At 71.1% G+C, this 15,775-nt stretch carries 15 protein-coding genes; 11 read left to right on the top strand and 4 right to left on the bottom strand.

The annotated features are described in order from the left end of the window. The first annotated feature begins 69 nt into the window (after positions 1–69). The 3 genes from ACYVD1_RS27815 to ACYVD1_RS27805 are packed head-to-tail and all read left to right on the top strand — an operon-like array spanning position 70 to position 3,172. The gene (locus tag ACYVD1_RS27815) at positions 70–1,341 is read left to right on the top strand and encodes a hydroxymethylglutaryl-CoA reductase, degradative (protein WP_460777463.1); all 1,272 of its coding nucleotides are present in this window, start codon (positions 70–72) and stop codon (positions 1,339–1,341) included. After that, positions 1,338–1,787: a hypothetical protein gene (locus ACYVD1_RS27810; protein ID WP_460777462.1), complete on the top strand. Its 450-nt coding sequence runs from the start codon at positions 1,338–1,340 to the stop codon at positions 1,785–1,787. The genes ACYVD1_RS27815 and ACYVD1_RS27810 overlap by 4 nt, the downstream gene beginning before the upstream one ends. Next, positions 1,784–3,172 (top strand): tripartite tricarboxylate transporter permease, encoded by a 1,389-nt coding sequence (locus ACYVD1_RS27805; RefSeq protein ID WP_460777461.1) that lies wholly within the window; start codon positions 1,784–1,786, stop codon positions 3,170–3,172. The genes ACYVD1_RS27810 and ACYVD1_RS27805 overlap by 4 nt, the downstream gene beginning before the upstream one ends. Positions 3,173–3,236: 64 nt before the next feature. Here ACYVD1_RS27805 and ACYVD1_RS27800 read toward each other — a convergent pair whose 3' ends face one another. After that, positions 3,237–4,040, bottom strand: coding sequence for an IclR family transcriptional regulator domain-containing protein (locus ACYVD1_RS27800; protein ID WP_460777460.1), 804 nt, complete (start codon positions 4,038–4,040; stop codon positions 3,237–3,239). Between the two features lie 179 nt (positions 4,041–4,219). Here ACYVD1_RS27800 and ACYVD1_RS27795 point away from each other — a divergent pair, with 179 nt between their 5' ends. The 8 genes from ACYVD1_RS27795 (at position 4,220) to ACYVD1_RS27760 (ending at position 12,009) form a co-directional block, all read left to right on the top strand. Then, entirely contained in the window at positions 4,220–5,074 is an 855-nt protein-coding gene (locus ACYVD1_RS27795; RefSeq protein WP_460777459.1) for a CoA transferase subunit A, read from the top strand. Then, the gene (locus tag ACYVD1_RS27790) at positions 5,071–5,826 is read left to right on the top strand and encodes a CoA-transferase subunit beta (protein ID WP_460777458.1); all 756 of its coding nucleotides are present in this window, start codon (positions 5,071–5,073) and stop codon (positions 5,824–5,826) included. The genes ACYVD1_RS27795 and ACYVD1_RS27790 overlap by 4 nt, the downstream gene beginning before the upstream one ends. 106 nt (positions 5,827–5,932) lie before the next feature. Beyond that, positions 5,933–7,108: a thiolase family protein gene (locus ACYVD1_RS27785; RefSeq protein WP_460777457.1), complete on the top strand. Its 1,176-nt coding sequence runs from the start codon at positions 5,933–5,935 to the stop codon at positions 7,106–7,108. Between the two features lie 53 nt (positions 7,109–7,161). Next, positions 7,162–7,953 carry a protocatechuate 3,4-dioxygenase subunit beta gene (gene pcaH / locus ACYVD1_RS27780; RefSeq protein ID WP_460777456.1) on the top strand — a complete coding sequence of 264 codons (792 nt, stop codon included), beginning with the start codon at positions 7,162–7,164 and terminating at the stop codon, positions 7,951–7,953. Further along, positions 7,950–8,513: a protocatechuate 3,4-dioxygenase subunit alpha gene (gene pcaG / locus ACYVD1_RS27775; protein WP_460777455.1), complete on the top strand. Its 564-nt coding sequence runs from the start codon at positions 7,950–7,952 to the stop codon at positions 8,511–8,513. The genes pcaH and pcaG overlap by 4 nt, the downstream gene beginning before the upstream one ends. Before the next feature lie 94 nt (positions 8,514–8,607). After that, on the top strand, positions 8,608–9,978 hold the full coding sequence (gene pcaB, locus ACYVD1_RS27770; RefSeq protein ID WP_460777454.1) for a 3-carboxy-cis,cis-muconate cycloisomerase: 1,371 nt from the start codon (positions 8,608–8,610) through the stop codon (positions 9,976–9,978). Continuing rightward, a complete protein-coding gene (gene pcaDC, locus ACYVD1_RS27765) occupies positions 9,975–11,111 on the top strand; it encodes a bifunctional 3-oxoadipate enol-lactonase/4-carboxymuconolactone decarboxylase PcaDC (protein WP_460777453.1) in 1,137 nt (378 codons plus the stop codon). The genes pcaB and pcaDC overlap by 4 nt, the downstream gene beginning before the upstream one ends. A gap of 61 nt (positions 11,112–11,172) precedes the next feature. Beyond that, positions 11,173–12,009 (top strand): isocitrate lyase/PEP mutase family protein, encoded by an 837-nt coding sequence (locus ACYVD1_RS27760; protein ID WP_460777452.1) that lies wholly within the window; start codon positions 11,173–11,175, stop codon positions 12,007–12,009. 69 nt (positions 12,010–12,078) lie between these two features. On the opposite strand, the gene ACYVD1_RS27755 is transcribed toward ACYVD1_RS27760, so the two are convergent. From ACYVD1_RS27755 to ACYVD1_RS27745, 3 genes are all read right to left on the bottom strand, one after another. Then, a complete protein-coding gene (locus ACYVD1_RS27755) occupies positions 12,079–12,915 on the bottom strand; it encodes an SAM-dependent methyltransferase (RefSeq protein WP_460777451.1) in 837 nt (278 codons plus the stop codon). Positions 12,916–13,023: 108 nt separating this feature from the next. Further along, positions 13,024–13,761: an SWIM zinc finger family protein gene (locus ACYVD1_RS27750; protein ID WP_460777450.1), complete on the bottom strand. Its 738-nt coding sequence runs from the start codon at positions 13,759–13,761 to the stop codon at positions 13,024–13,026. After that, on the bottom strand, positions 13,758–15,775 hold a 2,018-nt coding region (locus ACYVD1_RS27745), incomplete at its 5' end, for a DEAD/DEAH box helicase (RefSeq protein ID WP_460777448.1). The genes ACYVD1_RS27745 and ACYVD1_RS27750, both read right to left, overlap by 4 nt.

Below are 15,775 nucleotides of genomic sequence, written 5' to 3'. Positions count from 1 at the left end.
TTGTATGGACCAATCCAGAGTGACGCACCCCACACGGAGGTGCGCCGTCCCACAGGATTGGATCCGTCAGTGCTTCACACCAGCAGGTTGTCCGGCTTCCGTGCGCTCGGCGTACGGGAGAGGCGTGACAAGCTCGTCTCGGCCAGCGGTCTGGACGAGGCGGCGCTCGATGCCCTAGACCCCGGAAGTCTGAGCGTCGACGCCGCCAATGGCATGATCGAGAACGTCGTCGGGGTCATGGGCGTTCCCGTCGGAGTGGCCACCAACTTCACCGTCAACGGCCAGGACGTCCTGGTGCCGATGGCCACCGAGGAGCCCTCCGTGGTCGCTGCCGCCAGCAATGCCGCTCGTATTGCCCGCGTCCGGGGCGGTTTCTGTACGAGCGGCACCGGGCCGGTCATGCAGGCCCAGATCCAGGTGGTTGACGTGGCCGACCCGGCAGGGGCACGTCTACGGGTTCTGGAGGCGCGCGAGGAGCTCGTCGCCCTGGCCAACGCCCAAGACCCCCGGCTCGTGGAGGTCGGCGGTGGAGCGCTCGACCTGAACGTGCGCACCGTGCCAGCCCTCGACGAGACCTACGTGGTGGCTCACCTCGTGGTCGACGTGCGCGACGCCATGGGTGCCAATGCGGTCAACACCATGGCCGAGGCGGTGGCACCGCGCCTCGCCGCGATCATCGGTGGCAGATCCGTCCTGCGCATCCTCACCAACAAGGCGGATCTGCGGATCTCCCGCGCGCGAACGATCCTGGACACCGAGGCCCTGGGGGGCGAAACCATTGCGACTGACATCATCCACGCCTACCGCTTGGCGGCTGCGGACCCGTACCGGGCTGCCACCCATAACAAGGGCATCATGAACGGGGTTTCGGCCGTGGTACTGGCCACCGGCAACGACACCCGCGCCGTCGAAGCCGGAGCCCACTCCCACGCAGTCAACGCGGAGGGGCGCTACACCTCCCTATCGACCTTCGAGCGGGACAGGGAGGGCAACGTTGTGGCCACTCTGGAACTGCCGACCCCTGTCGGCCTGGTGGGCGGTGCCACTAGGACGCACCCGGCGGCCCAAGCCGCCCTGGCACTGACCGGGGTAGAGAACGCCGTGGAACTGGGCGAAGTCGTCGCAGCAGCCGGTTTGGCGCAGAACATCGCAGCTGTGCGTGCACTGGCCGGGGAGGGCATCCAGCGTGGCCACATGGCCCTGCACGCCAGGAACGTTGCCGTTGCCGCGGGCGCAAGGGGCCAGGAGGTGGACCGGGTCGTGGCCAAGCTGATCGAGGAGAGAGCCATCAGACAGGACCGCGCTGAGTCGGTCCTCGGCCAGATGAGGGGACGAGGATGAGTGAGCCGGCACCCGAACGTGCGGACGATGGTGGCCGCTTGCTCGAGATCTGGGGAGACACCGTCGACTCCCGACACACCGCCTGGGCCATCGCCCTGGGTGTGGGCGTTTCGATGCCTCTCTACCTGGGTTCCGAATACCTGTTCTCCAACCTGGTCGAGGACCCGACCGTGGCCGGAACCTACGCGCTCTTGGTCGGGTTGGCCGGGTGCCTGCTTGCCGGTTTCGCGGGTGCCCTCCTCTTCGTGCCCAAGCGTGTGGTGATTGAGCAGGAGGCCACCGCCCAGAGCAGGAAGGAGGCCATGGACGCCGTCGAGGCCGATTACGGTCCGCTCGGCGATCCCACTGAACTTCCCGAACCCGTCCAGAAGGAGCTCAGGGCGCTGGGGTTCTTCGACGACCTGTATGCGCAGCACCAGAGCCGCGGCGAGGAGCGAACGCTTTGAGTCCCGAACTGTTGACCGACGCCACCTGGGCACTGGGCATGGGTCTGATCGGCGCCGTGGTCTTCGCCTTCATCGGTCTCGCCTCCTACACGGACGAAACGGCGACCATCGCGCCGCTGACCCTCCTGGTGGTCCTGCTGGGTGTTCCGCCCGCGGGCGTGTTCACCTTCTTCATGGCGGGGATCGTCGCCAAGCACATCACCCACGCCATCCCCACCACACTTCTGGGCATCCCCGGTGACACGTTGGCCGTACCCATGCTCAGGGACGCGCAACTGCTCCGGGAACTCGGAGTTCCGCACATCGCGCTGCGCAAGGCGATCTCCGGCGGTGTGCTCGCCGCCTTCTTGTCAGTGCCCCTTGCGGTGTTGTTCGCGTGGGCGCTGACCCCCTTCGCGGACGCTATCGGTGAGGCGGCGCCGTGGATCTTCGTGGCCGCCGCCGTGCTGATCGCGTATACGTCCAAGGGGCGTTTGGCTGCGGTCCTCGCGCTGGTTCCCTTCGTCCTGCTCGTCGTGGGGATGCAGGCTTTCGTGTCGCAGACGACTGGTGGGACGCTGACGATCAGCTTCTTCCTCGGCATTGCCACCGGACCGCTGATCGCTGACCTGTTCATGGCCCTGGCCCCCGCGGGGCGCGCCTCGCTGCGGCGCCGAACCAGGCGCAGGTTCGCACTGGCACCAGACACCCGGACCTGGTCTGGGCGTATACCCAACCCGCTCAAGGTGCTCGACCGCAGGCAGATCACCTATACCGGAGCCGCCACCGGTGTGTCCAGCGCGACGTTCGTCTTCTCCCCGGTGGCCATGACCGTGCTCATGGGCGAGATCGTCGGCGCCCGGATCAAGAACGGGTACCACCGGCTCACCACGGTGATGTCCGTGCGTAACGGCACCACCGAGTCCACCTACATCGCCGAGACCCTCATTCCGCTGATCGCCCTGGGACTTCCGCTCTCGCCTATGGCGGCAGGCCCCGCGGCGCCCCTGTTCAACGCGCCCCCGGTCCACACCGTCGACACCGAGACGGGTGAGACCAACAACCTCCATGACTTGCTGTCCACCGGGGAGTTCCTCGTGTATGGACTGCTGGGTGTGGTCCTGGCTTCGGTGATCGCCTATCCGTTCGCGATGACCTACGCACATCGGGCCGCGTCGTTCGTGATGCGCAAGATCTCGCACGAGGCGATCATCGGGGCCTTCGCGGGGCTCATCCTGGTGATCTGCCTGTACGAGGGCGGCCTGCTCGCCGTTGGGGTGACTCTCACGGTCGGTCTGGTCGGCGGACTGTTCGGCAAGATGTTCAGCATGCACAGCGGCGTGCAGTTCATGGGCTTCTACGTCGCGGTCCTGACGGTTCCGCAGCTCCTCGCGCTGGTCGGCTGAGGGGCAGCCGCGGCCCCCTTCAGGGGCCTGGTCCCGCTGCCAGCGAGGCGGCAGGGGCCACCGGTCACCCCGTGGCGTCGCGGCGGGCCACCGAGGCGAGGTCGGCCTCGATGCGGGCGGTGGTCTCCAGCAGGGCGGGGAGCAGGTCGCGGCGTACGTCCTCGATCGAGGAGCGGTTGGCGTGCGCGGACACGTTGGCGGCGGCGATCACCCGCCCCTCGCCGTCGCGGATGGGTGCGGCCAGGGACCGCAGCCCTTCCTCGAGCTCCTGGTCCACGATCGCGTAGCCCTGCTCGCGCACCCGGAGGACCTCTGTGCGGAGTTCGGCGGTTTCGGTGATGGTGAACCTGGTGAGCGGCGGAAGCTTGACCCGGTCCAGGTACGAGGTGAGCCCGGCGTCGTCGTGCCCGGCCAGCAGCACCCGGCCCATGGAGGTCGCCGCCGCCGGGAAACGGGTGCCCACGGCGATGGACACGGCCATGATCCGCGACGTCGCCACCCGGGCGACGTAGAGGACGTCGTCACCCTCCAGGACCGACACCGAAGCCGATTCGTGCACCCGGGCGGACAGGTCCTCCAGGTGGGGCTGGGCGACGTCGGGCAGTCCGGCGGAGGCCACGTAGGCGTAGCCGAGCTCCAGTACGCGCGGGGTGAGGGAGAAATCCCGCCCGTCGGTGCGCACGTACCCCAGATCGACCAGGGTCAGCAGGAAGCGCCGGGCCGCGGCGCGCGTGAGGTCCGTGGCGCGCGCGACTTCGCTGAGGGTCATGGACGGCTGTTCGGCCGAGAAGGCTCGGACGACCATGAGCCCCCGTTCCAGGGACTGGACGAAGTGGGCTCCGCGCTCGGGGGCGTCTTCGGAGGTCATGGTGCCTTCCATCATCGGTGGCAAGGGGTGTTGTTGCTGAGGGCGGCGGTGGTTCACGGTGATGTTCTCATACCGAACACGGGCGGGACTCCTTGACCCTTCCGGTGATCGGCGCTACGGTCATACCCAATATGTTCGCACTGTGAACACTAATTCGCTATACGAACGGGAGGGTCACTATGGTCGTGTCCCTGGGCGAGGCGGTCCGGACACTCATCCGTGACGGCGACACCGTCGCCCTCGAAGGGTTCACCCACCTCATCCCCGTGGCCGCTGGGCACGAGATCATCCGCCAGGGCCGACGTGACCTCACCTTGGTGCGGATGACGCCCGACATCGTCTATGACCAGCTCATCGGTGCCGGATGCGCCCGCAAGCTCGTCTTCTCGTGGGGCGGCAACCCGGGGGTGGGGTCGCTGCACCGGTTCCGCGACGCGGTCACCGGTTCCTGGCCGGTCCCGCTGGAGATCGAGGAGCACAGCCACGCCGGGATGGCCAACCGCTACGTCGCCGGCGCGTCCGGGCTGCCGTTCGCGGTCCTGCGCGGCTACAGCGGTACGGACCTGGTCGAGAACAACCCGAACATCAAGGCCGTCACCTGTCCCTTCACTGGGCAGGAACTGGCCGCGGTCCCGGCGCTCAACCCCGATGTCACCGTCATCCACGCCCAGCGCGCGGACGCCGCCGGCAACGTGCAGCTGTGGGGAATCACCGGTATCCAGAAGGAGGCCGCACTGGCCGCCGACCGGGTCCTGGCCACGGTGGAGGAGGTCGTGGACACCCTCGACCCCGTCGCCGGCCAGGTCATCCTGCCGAGCCGGGTCGTCGACGCGGTCAGTGTCGTCCCCGGAGGCGCGGCGCCCTCCTACGCCCACGGCTACTACGAGCGCGACAACGCCGCCTACCAGGCCTGGGACGCCATCGGCCGCGACCGTGAGGCCTTCACCGCCTGGCTCGACGAGCTCACCTCGGCCAAGCCCGGCACCGAAGCCGCGACCACCACCCATCCTCAGCCCGCAGGGAGAGGCGCGTGACCACTGCCACCTGGACCGCCGACGAGATCATGACCGTCACCGCGGCGCGCTCACTGCGCGACGGGATGGCCTGCTTCGTCGGGATCGGGCTTCCCAGTACAGCCGCCAACGTGGCCAGCCGCACCCACGCCCCCGACCTGTGGATGATCTACGAGTCGGGCACCCTGGGCGCGGCCCCCGACCACCTGCCGCTCTCCATCGGCGACGGGGTCCTCGCGGACACGGCGGACACCGTGGTCTCCGTCCCGGAGGTCTTCAACTACTGGCTCCAGAGCGGCCGTATCGACGCCGGTTTCCTCGGCGCCGCCCAGATCGACCGGTACGCGAATATCAACACCACCGTGATCGGTGACTACGACGACCCCAAGGTGCGCCTGCCCGGAGCGGGAGGCGCACCCGAGATCGCCGCCTCCTGCCGCGAGGTCATCGTGATCATGCGGCACAGCAAGCGGGCGTTCGTGGAGAAGGTGGACTTCGTGACGTCGGTGGGCCACGGTGCTGGTCCCGGCGACCGTGATCGGCTCGGGCTGACCGGCGCCGGTCCGATCCGGGTCATCACCGACCTCGGCGTACTCGAGCCCGACCCCGGCACTCGGGAGCTCACCCTCGTCGGCGTGCACCCGGGCGTGGACGCCGACATGGTGCGCGAGGCCACCGGATGGGAGCTGCGGGTCTCCGACGAGCTGACCAGGACTCCCGATCCCACCGACACCGAACTCTCCGTGCTCCGTTCCCTGACCGGTGCCCCCTGAACACGGCGCGATAAGGTGCCTAACAGTGTTAGGTAATGGGTGGGCCCGACACAGAGCCCGGGCCCACCCCGGCAGCGGAACCACACACCACCCAAGGAGACCCACGGTGACCGACGTCTACGTCCTCGACGCCGTACGCACCCCCTTCGGCAAGTACGGCGGCGCCCTCTCCGGCGTCCGCCCCGACGACCTCGCCGCGCACGTGGTCGGAGCCCTGACCGAACGCGCACCCGCGCTCGACCCCGCCTCCGTCGACGAGGTCCTCCTCGGCAACGCCAACGGGGCCGGCGAGGAGAACCGCAACGTCGCCCGCATGGCCACCCTGCTGGCCGGGCTGCCCACCGGCGTGCCCGGAGCCACCGTCAACCGCCTCTGCGGGTCCGGGATGGAGGCGGCCATCCAGGGCAGCCGCGCCATCCAGACCGGTGACGCCTCCCTCGTCCTGGCCGGGGGAGTGGAATCCATGAGCCGCGCCCCCTGGGTCATGCCCAAACCCGCCAAGGGCTTCCCCGCGGTCAACGCCACCCTGCACTCCACCACCCTCGGATGGCGCATGGTCAACCCGCGCATGCCCGAGAAGTGGACCCTCTCCCTAGGGGAGAGCACCGAAGGACTGGCCGGCCAGCACGGCGTCAGCCGCGAAGACCAGGACGCCTTCGCCCTCAACAGCCACGCCAAGGCCGCCCGCGCCTGGGCCGACGGCGTGTTCGACGCCGAGATCGTCCAGGTCGACGGCGCTCACCTGGAACGCGACGAGAGCATCCGCGAGCCCTCAGCCGAGAAGCTCGCTGGCCTCAAGCCCGCCTTCCGAGGCGACGGCACCATCACCGCGGGCAACGCCTCACCCCTCAACGACGGTGCAGCCGCCCTCCTGCTCGGCGACCGCGCTGCCGTCAGCACCACCGGCCTCGACCCCCTCGCCCGAGTGGTCAGCCGGGGCGTAGCCGGGGTCGACCCCGACGTGTTCGGCATCGGACCGGTCCGCGCCGCCGAGATCGCCCTCGAACGGGCCGGGATCGACTGGGACGACCTGTCCGCCGTCGAACTCAACGAAGCCTTCGCCGCCCAGTCCCTTGCCTGCGTCCGCGCCTGGAAGGGACTGGACCCCGGCATCGTCAACCCCAACGGCGGGGCCATCGCCATCGGCCACCCGCTCGGCGCCTCCGGCGCGCGCGTCATCGGTTCGCTCGCCCATGAGCTGCGCCGACGCGGCGGCGGATGGGGCTTGGCCGCCCTGTGCATCGGGGTAGGCCAGGGACTGGCGGTCGTGCTGCACGCCTGAAGCCCATGGCGGGCCCCGAGCGCACCGGGGCCCGCTCCGAAAGGAACAGCCGTATGTCCACCACCTCAGACGGGGCGCGCCCCGGCCACGGTGCGGCCGCCCGCGCCGACGCGGCCGGACTCCACGTCCCCGGGTACGTCCGCGACCACGACAGCCACCCGCCGCTCGACTATCCCGGGTACAACAGCACCGCGCTGCGCCACCCCAAGCGCCCGCTCACCCTCCTCCCGCACACGCTCACCGAGATCACCTCGCCCGTTCTGGGCCAGGAACGCCTCGGAGCGCTGGACCACGACCTCACCCGACAGCACGAGGACGAGCCCCAAGGGCAGCGGATCATCGTGCACGGCCAGGTCCGCGACAGCGACGGCACCCCCGTCCCGCACACCCTGGTGGAGGTGTGGCAGGCCAACGCCGCTGGGCGCTACCGGCACAGCGGTGACACCTGGCCCGCCCCCCTGGACCCCAACTTCACCGGGGTCGGACGGGCCCTCACCGACGCCCAGGGCCACTACCGGTTCGTCACCGTCCGGCCCGGCGCCTACCCGTGGAAGAACCACCGCAACGCCTGGCGCCCGGCCCACATCCACTTCTCCCTGTTCGGCCGGGCCTTCACCCAGCGCCTCGTCACCCAGATGTACTTCCCCGACGACCCGCTGTTCTTCCAGGACCCCATGTGGAACTCGGTCCCGGACGAGAAGGCGCGCGAGCGGATGCTCGCCCGGTTCGACTACGACAACACCGAACCCGAGTGGGCGCTGGGCTACCGCTGGGACATCGTGCTGCGCGGACGCGAGCAGACCCCGTTCGAGTCCGAGGAAGAGATTCTGGAGGACGACGAATGAGCACCCACGCCACCACCCCGTCCCAGACCGTCGGCCCCTACCTGCACATCGGCCTGCCGTGGTCCGACGGCCCCTTCGCGGTCGCTGAGGGCACACCCGGCGCGGTCTGGCTGCGCGGTTCGGTCTACGACGGCGCGGGCGCCCCCGTCACCGACGCCCTCGTCGAGACCTGGCAGGCCGATCCCGACGGCCGCTTCGACCACCCCGACGACCCGCGCGGGGCCCGGAGCCTGCCGGGCTTCCGCGGGTTCGGCCGCTGTGAGACCGACTCCTCGGGCGGCTACGGCATCCTCACCCTCAAGCCCGGGACCGTGCCCGGCCCCACGGGGGACCAGGCGCCGCACATCGACGTCTCCGTCTTCGCGCGCGGCATGCTGCACCGGGTCGTCACCCGCCTGTACTTTCCCGAAGAGGAGGCTGCCAACGCCGCGGACCCCGTGCTCACCAGCATCGGGGACCCCGAGGCCCGAGCCACCCTCGTTGCTCGCTGGGACGGGGACGGGTACCGGTTCGACATCCGTATCCAAGGCGAGTACGAGACCGTCTTCTTCGACATCTGAGCTCCGGATGATCTTGCTCCTGGCCGCCGGGAGTGGAGAACAGGGGCAAGATCATCGCTCATCGGGACCTACGACACCTAGCGAGGAACCATCCATGACCGGCCTGTTCGACGGTGTCCTCAACCGCGGCCCCGTCGGGCCGCTCACCGACGACACCGCCTGGGTCCAGGCCCTGCTCGACGCGGAGGCGGCGCTCGCCCGGGCCCTGGACGACACCGGCACCGGTCCGACCGGCCGACAGGCCGAGACGATCGCCGCCGCCTGCGTCGCGGACCGGTACGACCCGGCCGCGCTCGGCAGGGCGGCGGAACGCGGGGGCAACCCGGTCATCCCGCTGGTCGCCGAGCTCACCGAGCAGGTGCGCGCGGCCGACCCCGAGGCGGCTAGGCACGTCCACCGCGGCGCCACCAGCCAGGACATCATGGACACCGCCGCCATGCTCCTGGTCCGCGGCGCGGGCCGGGCCCTGCATACCGAACTCACCGCGCTCACCGCCGAACTGCGCGCTCTCGCGGACCGGTACCGCGCCGCGCCCATGCCCGGCCGCACCCTACTCCAACAGGCGCTGCCCACCACGTTCGGCGCGGTCGCCGCGGGGTGGGCCGAAGGGCTGACCGGGGCGGCCGACCGGCTCGCCGACGTCCTCTCCCACCAGCTGGCCGCCCAGCTCGGCGGCGCCGTGGGCACCCTGGCCTCGCTCGACCCGGACGGCCCCGCCGTGGCCGCGGCCTACTCCGCCCGGCTCGACCTTCCGGAGCCCGCCCTGCCCTGGCACACCGAGCGCGGCCGCGTCACCGAGGCCGCCGCGGCTCTGGGCCGGGTGTGCGGCGCCGCGGGAACGGTCGCCCAGGACATCGTGCTGCTCGCCCAGACCGAAGTCGGCGAGGTCACCGAGGAAGGTGGGAGCGGCGTGGGAGGGTCGTCCACCATGCCGCACAAACGCAACCCGGTCGCCGCCGTCAGCGCCCTCGCCGCGGCCCGCCAGGCCCCAGGCCTGGTCTCCACCCTGTTCGCCGCGCAGATCCAGGAGCACCAACGCGCCGCCGGGTCCTGGCACACCGAGTGGCTTCCCCTCACCGACCTCCTGCGCCGCACCGGCTCCGCCGTTTCCTGGCTGCGCGTCAGCGTCGAACGCCTGCTCGTCCACCCCGACCGCATGCGCGCCAACCTGGACCACACCGCGGGCCTGGCCCTGAGCGAACGCGTCACCACCGACCTGGCCCCCGAACTCGGCCGCATGGAGGCCCACCGCAGGGTCACCGACGCCTGCCGTGCCGCCGTCGCCGAGGACCGCGACCTCGTCGACGTCCTCGAAGACCACCTCGGAGGCCTGCGCACCCGCGACCGGATCAGGGCCCTGCTCGACCCCGCCGCCTACCTCGGCGCCGCCACCGTGTTCACCGACCGGGTGACGGGTAGGACCGGCCGAGCGACACGTACCGACAGTGAAGAAGGAACCCGATGAGCGTTGACCTCCACCACACAGAAAGCGGCCCGGCGGACGCACCGCCGCTGGTGCTCGTCGGATCTCTGGGCACCAACGGACAGATGTGGGAGCCGCAGGTCGAGGCCCTCTCCAGCGCCTTCCGGGTGATCCGGGTCGACCTGCGCGGACACGGCCAGTCACCCGCCCCCGAGGGGCCCTACAGCATGGCCGACCTCGGCGGCGACGTCCTCGCCCTCCTCGACCGGCTGGGGATCGAACGCGCCCACTACGCCGGCCTGTCCATCGGCGGGATGGTCGGCCAGTGGCTGGCGGTCAACGCCCCCCAACGGATCGACCACCTCGTCCTGCTGGCCACCACCCCGTACCCCGGGCCTGCCCAGAGCTGGCTCGACCGCGCCGCCCTGGCCCGCGACAAGGGCACTGGTGCCCTGGCCGACGCCGTGGTGGGGCGCTGGTTCACCCCGGGCTACGCGGAAGAGCACCCCCAGGACGTCGACCGGCTGCGCGGCCAGATCGTGGACACCCCCGACGAGGGCTACGCGGGATGCTGCGAGGCCATCAGCCAGCACGACGTGCGCGAGGACCTCCACCGGGTCGTCTCGCCCACCCTGGTCGTCTCCGGTGCGGAGGACCCGGCCACCCCGCCTGAGGGCCACGGGTCGGTGATCGCCGAGCGGATCCCCGGCGCCAGGTACGTCGTTCTCGACGACGCCGCCCACCTGCTCTCCTGGGAGCACGCGGCCAAGGTGAACACGCTCATCACCCAGCACCTGGCCTCCGCCGACCGGTACGGGTCCGGTATGCGGGTGCGCCGGAGCGTGCTCGGCGACACGCACGTCGACCGGGCTGAGGAGCGCAAGACCGGCTTCACCGAGCCCTTCCAGGACCTCATCACCCGCTACGCCTGGGGCGAGATCTGGACCCGCCCCGGACTGGACCGGCGCACCCGCAGCTGCATGGTGCTGACCGCCTTGGTCGCCAAGGGCCACTGGGGCGAGCTGGCCATGCACGTGCGCGCGGCGCGGCGCAACGGCCTGACCCCGGACGAGATCGGCGAGGTGTTCCTCCAGGCGGCGATCTACTGCGGGGTCCCGGCCGCCAACAAGGCCTTCTCCATCGCTCAGGAGACCTTCGACGAGGATGCTGGCTGAGCCGGGGGCTCACCCGTTGACCGGGCCGGGGACTGTCCGAGCCCTGGGATAGAACGTGTCCATGGACATTTCTGAAAACGGTGTGCGCGAGCGCGGCGAGCGCTTCTGGGCACTGCACCACGGTTCCGAGGCCTTCGTGGTGGCCAATGCCTGGGACGCCGGCACGGCCCGGCTGCTGGCGGGGCTCGGCTTCTCTGCCCTGGCCACCACCAGCGCCGGGCTGGCGCACGGGCTGGGACGCCGGGACGGGGCCGGCCTGGTCACCCGGGAGGAGACGCTGCGCAACGCGGCGGCGGTCGCCGCCGCCACGGACCTGCCGGTGACCGCGGACCTGGAGAACGGTTTCGGCGACACCCCCGATGACGTCGCCCGAACCGTTCGGGAGGCCGGTAGGACCGGGGTCGCGGGCGGCTCGATCGAGGACACCACCGGGCACCCTGACACGCCGGTATACGAGCCGGGCCCCGCTGCGGAGCGGGTGGCGGCGGCGGTCGAGGCAGCTCGGGCGCTGCCGTTTCCCTTCACCCTCACGGCCCGGGCGGAGAACTTCCTCCACGGCCGACCGGACCTGGAGGACACGATCCGCAGGCTGCAGGCCTTCGAGGAGGCGGGCGCGGATGTGCTGTACGCACCGGGTCTGCCGGACCCCGCCGCGATCCGCGCCGTCTGCGCCGCGGTGCGGCGCCCGGTCAACGTCCTCGCTGCGGGGGCGGCGGCTCGGATGTCGGTGGCGGAGCTGAGCGCCCTCGGCGCACGCCGGGTCAGCCTGGGTTCGGGGCTCTCGCGGTCGGCGCTGACCCAGGCGGTGGCGGCGGCCAGGGAGATCGCCGAGCACGGGACCTTCGAGCGGATGTCAGGGGCGCTGTCGGGATCCGAGGTGGACCGGCTGATGGGTTAGCGCCGACGGGGCTGCCCTCGGCGCCAACACCGGTACCGCGCGGCCGGTTCCCGGTACCCGCGCCGCCGGTCAGGGTTTGAAGGCCACTCCGGAGAGCTCCCACCGTTTGATCTCCGGGTCCGCGGGGCGGAAGAGCGGGTCGCGGTCGGGGTGGCGCCAGGTAGCGCAGTCCACGGTGGAGGGGCCCTGGTCGCGGCCGTCGTTCCACGGGCTGACCAGGTCCAGGCCGGTGAACACCGCGGAGGCCTCCTCCGGGCTGCGCACACGGCCCCAAGGGGTGCCGAAGGACAGGATCTTGTCCGTCATCCACGCGGCGGCCTCGGTGTCGTCGGAGACGATGTGGGAGAAGATCACGCAGGAACCGGGGGCGAGCCGGTCCATCAGGGAGCGGATCATGCCGAAGGGGTCGCTCTCGTCGGGCAGGCAGTGCAGCAGCGACACGAGCATGAGGCAGACCGGCAGGTCGGGGTCGATGAGTTCCTGGGTCTCCGGGGCGCTGAGGATCTGGTCGGTGTCGCGGATATCGGCCATGAGGAACGTGGTGCCGGCGCTGTCGGTGACCAGGGCGCGGCCGTGGGCGAGCACGATGGGGTCGTGGTCCACGTAGACCACGCGCGCCCTGGGGTTGGCCCGCTGGGCGACGTGGTGGGTGTTCTCGGTGGTGGGCAGGCCCGCGCCGAGGTCGAGGAACTGCTCCACGCCCCGTTCGCTCACGTATTCGACGGCCCGGCCGAGGAAGGCCCGGTTGTCGTTGGCGAAGGCGACGAGTTCGGGGATCCCCGCGGCGAGCTCCTCGCAGGCCTTGCGGTCCGCTTCGAAGTTGTCTTTCCCGCCCAGCAGGTAGTCGTACATCCGCGCGATGCTCGGCGTGTCCATGTCGATGTGCGGAGGGAAGCGATCGGCCATAGAGAGGGTACCAATCAGGGCTAGTGGTGCGCGGTTATCTCCAGCAGAATCGTAACCGCGTTTCGCCCGCCTTACCGGCGATTTACGCAAGAAAGTCGGGGCGATACTTCAGAGCCGCCCTTCACGTGCGGGAAAGGGCATGCCGGAACGGTCGAAACCGGGTAGTTCGTCGGCTACATGCCCTGGGGCGGCGGCTCTGACACGATCCGCTACCCCCTCCGGCAGGGGCGGTGGCGGCGGTGGCGACGGTTCCGCCCAGAAGGCCGCGGCCGAAAGGGGTCCGGTTGTTCGTGCCTCGGGAGCGAAAACGCGGTCGGGGGTGTCCTCGTGTTCCGGGGAAAGGCCGGTGTGATCGTCGTTGCCGAACGCCGCTTCTCGCGCCGAGGGTCCCATTGTTCCGGTAGAGAGGTCTCTGACCAGTTCCACGAGCGGCCTCCGCTCCCGGCCCGCCCACCGAGTCAGGACGAAGGGGTCCCGGTCGGCCTCGGTCCCCAGCGCGGCGGCGGTCGCGGACAGGTGGGCGCAGCGCCCCGCCCAGTGGTCGCACGAACACGTCGCCACCAGGCCGCCCCAGCCGCGCGGAACCAGGTCCAGGCCCAGCAGCGCGAACACGCGGGCCGCCGCCTCCGGCAACTCGCCGCCCAGCACACGGGCCCTGAACACCGGCTGCGAGGCCAGCGCGGCGCATACGCGTACCCACTCCTGTTCCGGCCACTCGGTCCTGATCAGGCTCGTCTCGTGCCCGCCCACCCGGGCGGTGACCTCGCCGGGACGGACCGCGATCCGCTCGACCCTGTGGCCGTCGGAACCCGCCAAGGCCTCGCCGAACAGCTCCGACCAGCTCATCCGGCCACCGCCTCGGGCGCCATCCGCACAACATCGCGCAGGTCGTCCACGGACAACCCGCTCAGCCACTGCTCACCGGTGGCCACCGCGCCGTCGGCCAGCGCGCTCTTGCGTTCGATCATCTCGTCCACCCGTTCCTCGACGGTCCCCACACAGACCAGCTTGCGCACTTGTACGTCCCGGCGCTGCCCGATCCGGAAGGCCCGGTCAGTGGCCTGGTTCTCCACCGCCGGGTTCCACCACCGGTCCACGTGCACCACGTGGTTGGCGGCGGTCAGGTTCAGCCCGGTCCCGGCCGCCTTCAACGACAGCAGGAACACCACCGGACCCGAAGCCGTCTGGAAGCGCTCCGTCATCCGCTCGCGGTCGGCCCTGGAGGTACCCCCGTGCAACCACAGCACCGGCACCCCGATCCGGGAACGCAGGTAGGGGGCCAGCCGCTCACCCCAGCGCGCGTACTGGGTGAAGCACAGCGCCTTGTCCCCCTCGGCAGCCGCCCCGCCCAGGACCGCCTCCAACCGGTCGAGCTTGCCCGACCGCCCGGCCAGCGCCGAACCGTCCCCGAGGAACTGGGCGGGGTGGTTGCAGATCTGCTTGAGCCGGGACATCGTCGCCAGCACAAGCCCCTTGCGCTCCTTCTCGTCGGCCTCGGCCATCCGCTCGGCCATGTCGTCCACCACTGCCTTGTACAGCGAGGCCTGTTCGGGCGTGAGCGTGCACCAGGAGCGCATCTCCTGCTTCTCCGGCAGGTCGGCGATGATCGAACGGTCCGTCTTGAGCCGGCGCAGCACGAACGGCCCCGTCAAGCGGCGCACCAGATCGGTGCCGTCCCCTGTACCCTGCTCCGCCTCGGCCCGGTCGGCCACCGCGCGCTGGAAGTCGGCCGCCGTCCCCAACAGCCCCGGATTGGCGAACTCCATCACCGACCACAGCTCGCCCAGGTTGTTCTCCACCGGGGTGCCGGTGAGCGCGATCCGGGTGGCGGCGGGCAGGGAGCGCACGGCCCGCGCCTGCCGGGTCCCGTGGTTCTTCAACGCCTGAGCCTCGTCGCACACCACCCGGTGCCAGGGCATGCCCGCCAGCTCCTCGGTATCGCGCGCCACCACCCCGTAGGTCGTGACCACCAGGTCGCAGGCGCCCACGAGCCGGGCCAGCGCGTTCCCGGACGGCCGGTCCGGGCCGTGCTGGACGTGTACCCGCAGGCCCGGGGCGAACTTCTCCGCTTCGCGCCGCCAGTTGCCCACCAGCGACACGGGGCACACCAGCAGGGTGGGACCGGGCGCCGGGCCCGCGCCGCGCTCATCGGTGAGCAGCGCCAGCAGCTGCACGGTCTTGCCCAGCCCCATGTCGTCGGCGAGCACCGCGCCCAGCCCCAGCTCGCCCAGGAACCGCAGCCAGGCCGCACCGCGGTCCTGGTAAGGCCGGAGCGCGCCCTCGAATCCCGCCGGGGCACCCATCGGCCGCGGCTCGGCCTTGGCCCCGCCGTCCAACAGGGCGCCCAACGGGCCGTCAGCCACCACGTCCGCCACCGGCAGCGGGGACTCCTGCGCGCCGATCGCCGCCCGGAGCGCCTCCTCGCGGCGCACCCGGCCGCTTCGCCGCATCAGGTCCAGGGCCGCCCCGACCCGCTCGGGATCCATCTCCATCCACCGGCCCCGCACCCGGACCAAAGAGCGCTTGAGCCGCGCCAACTCCGCGAGTTCGTCCAGTTCCTCGGCGGTGAGGGGGCCGTCCGCGCCGGGGGCGCGCAGCAGCGCCTCGAAGGACACGTCGACCAGGTCGGTGGGGCTCACCCCGCCGCGTCGGCGCCGCTCGGGCTCCTCGTGTACGGTCATCCGCAGCCCGAGGGCGCTCCGACCGCTCCACTCGGGCAGCACGACACCGAACCCGGCCGCCGTCAGACGGGCCGAGGCCCCGCCGACGAAGGCCTGCGCCCCGCCGGTGTCCATGGCCAGCCGGGCCGGGGCCAGTTCGCGCAGCGCCCGGTGGAACGCGTGCAGGTGGCGGGCGGCAC

The organism is Nocardiopsis nanhaiensis, from assembly GCF_054778635.1.
The sequence above is the reverse complement of the archived record's forward strand: the minus strand, read 5'-3'. Positions and strand labels throughout refer to the sequence as shown.

What these genes read in the sequence shown, in the direction of transcription:
- ACYVD1_RS27810 (WP_460777462.1), top strand. Translation starts at nt 1,338, where the DNA reads ATGAGTGAGCCGGCACCCGAACGTGCGGACGATGGTGGCCGCTTGCTC.
- pcaDC (WP_460777453.1), top strand. Translation starts at nt 9,975, where the DNA reads ATGAGCGTTGACCTCCACCACACAGAAAGCGGCCCGGCGGACGCACCG.
- ACYVD1_RS27800 (WP_460777460.1), bottom strand. Translation starts at nt 4,040, where the DNA reads ATGACCTCCGAAGACGCCCCCGAGCGCGGAGCCCACTTCGTCCAGTCC.
- pcaG (WP_460777455.1), top strand. Translation starts at nt 7,950, where the DNA reads ATGAGCACCCACGCCACCACCCCGTCCCAGACCGTCGGCCCCTACCTG.
- ACYVD1_RS27795 (WP_460777459.1), top strand. Translation starts at nt 4,220, where the DNA reads ATGGTCGTGTCCCTGGGCGAGGCGGTCCGGACACTCATCCGTGACGGC.
- ACYVD1_RS27755 (WP_460777451.1), bottom strand. Translation starts at nt 12,915, where the DNA reads ATGGCCGATCGCTTCCCTCCGCACATCGACATGGACACGCCGAGCATC.
- ACYVD1_RS27750 (WP_460777450.1), bottom strand. Translation starts at nt 13,761, where the DNA reads ATGAGCTGGTCGGAGCTGTTCGGCGAGGCCTTGGCGGGTTCCGACGGC.
- pcaB (WP_460777454.1), top strand. Translation starts at nt 8,608, where the DNA reads ATGACCGGCCTGTTCGACGGTGTCCTCAACCGCGGCCCCGTCGGGCCG.
- pcaH (WP_460777456.1), top strand. Translation starts at nt 7,162, where the DNA reads ATGTCCACCACCTCAGACGGGGCGCGCCCCGGCCACGGTGCGGCCGCC.
- ACYVD1_RS27760 (WP_460777452.1), top strand. Translation starts at nt 11,173, where the DNA reads ATGGACATTTCTGAAAACGGTGTGCGCGAGCGCGGCGAGCGCTTCTGG.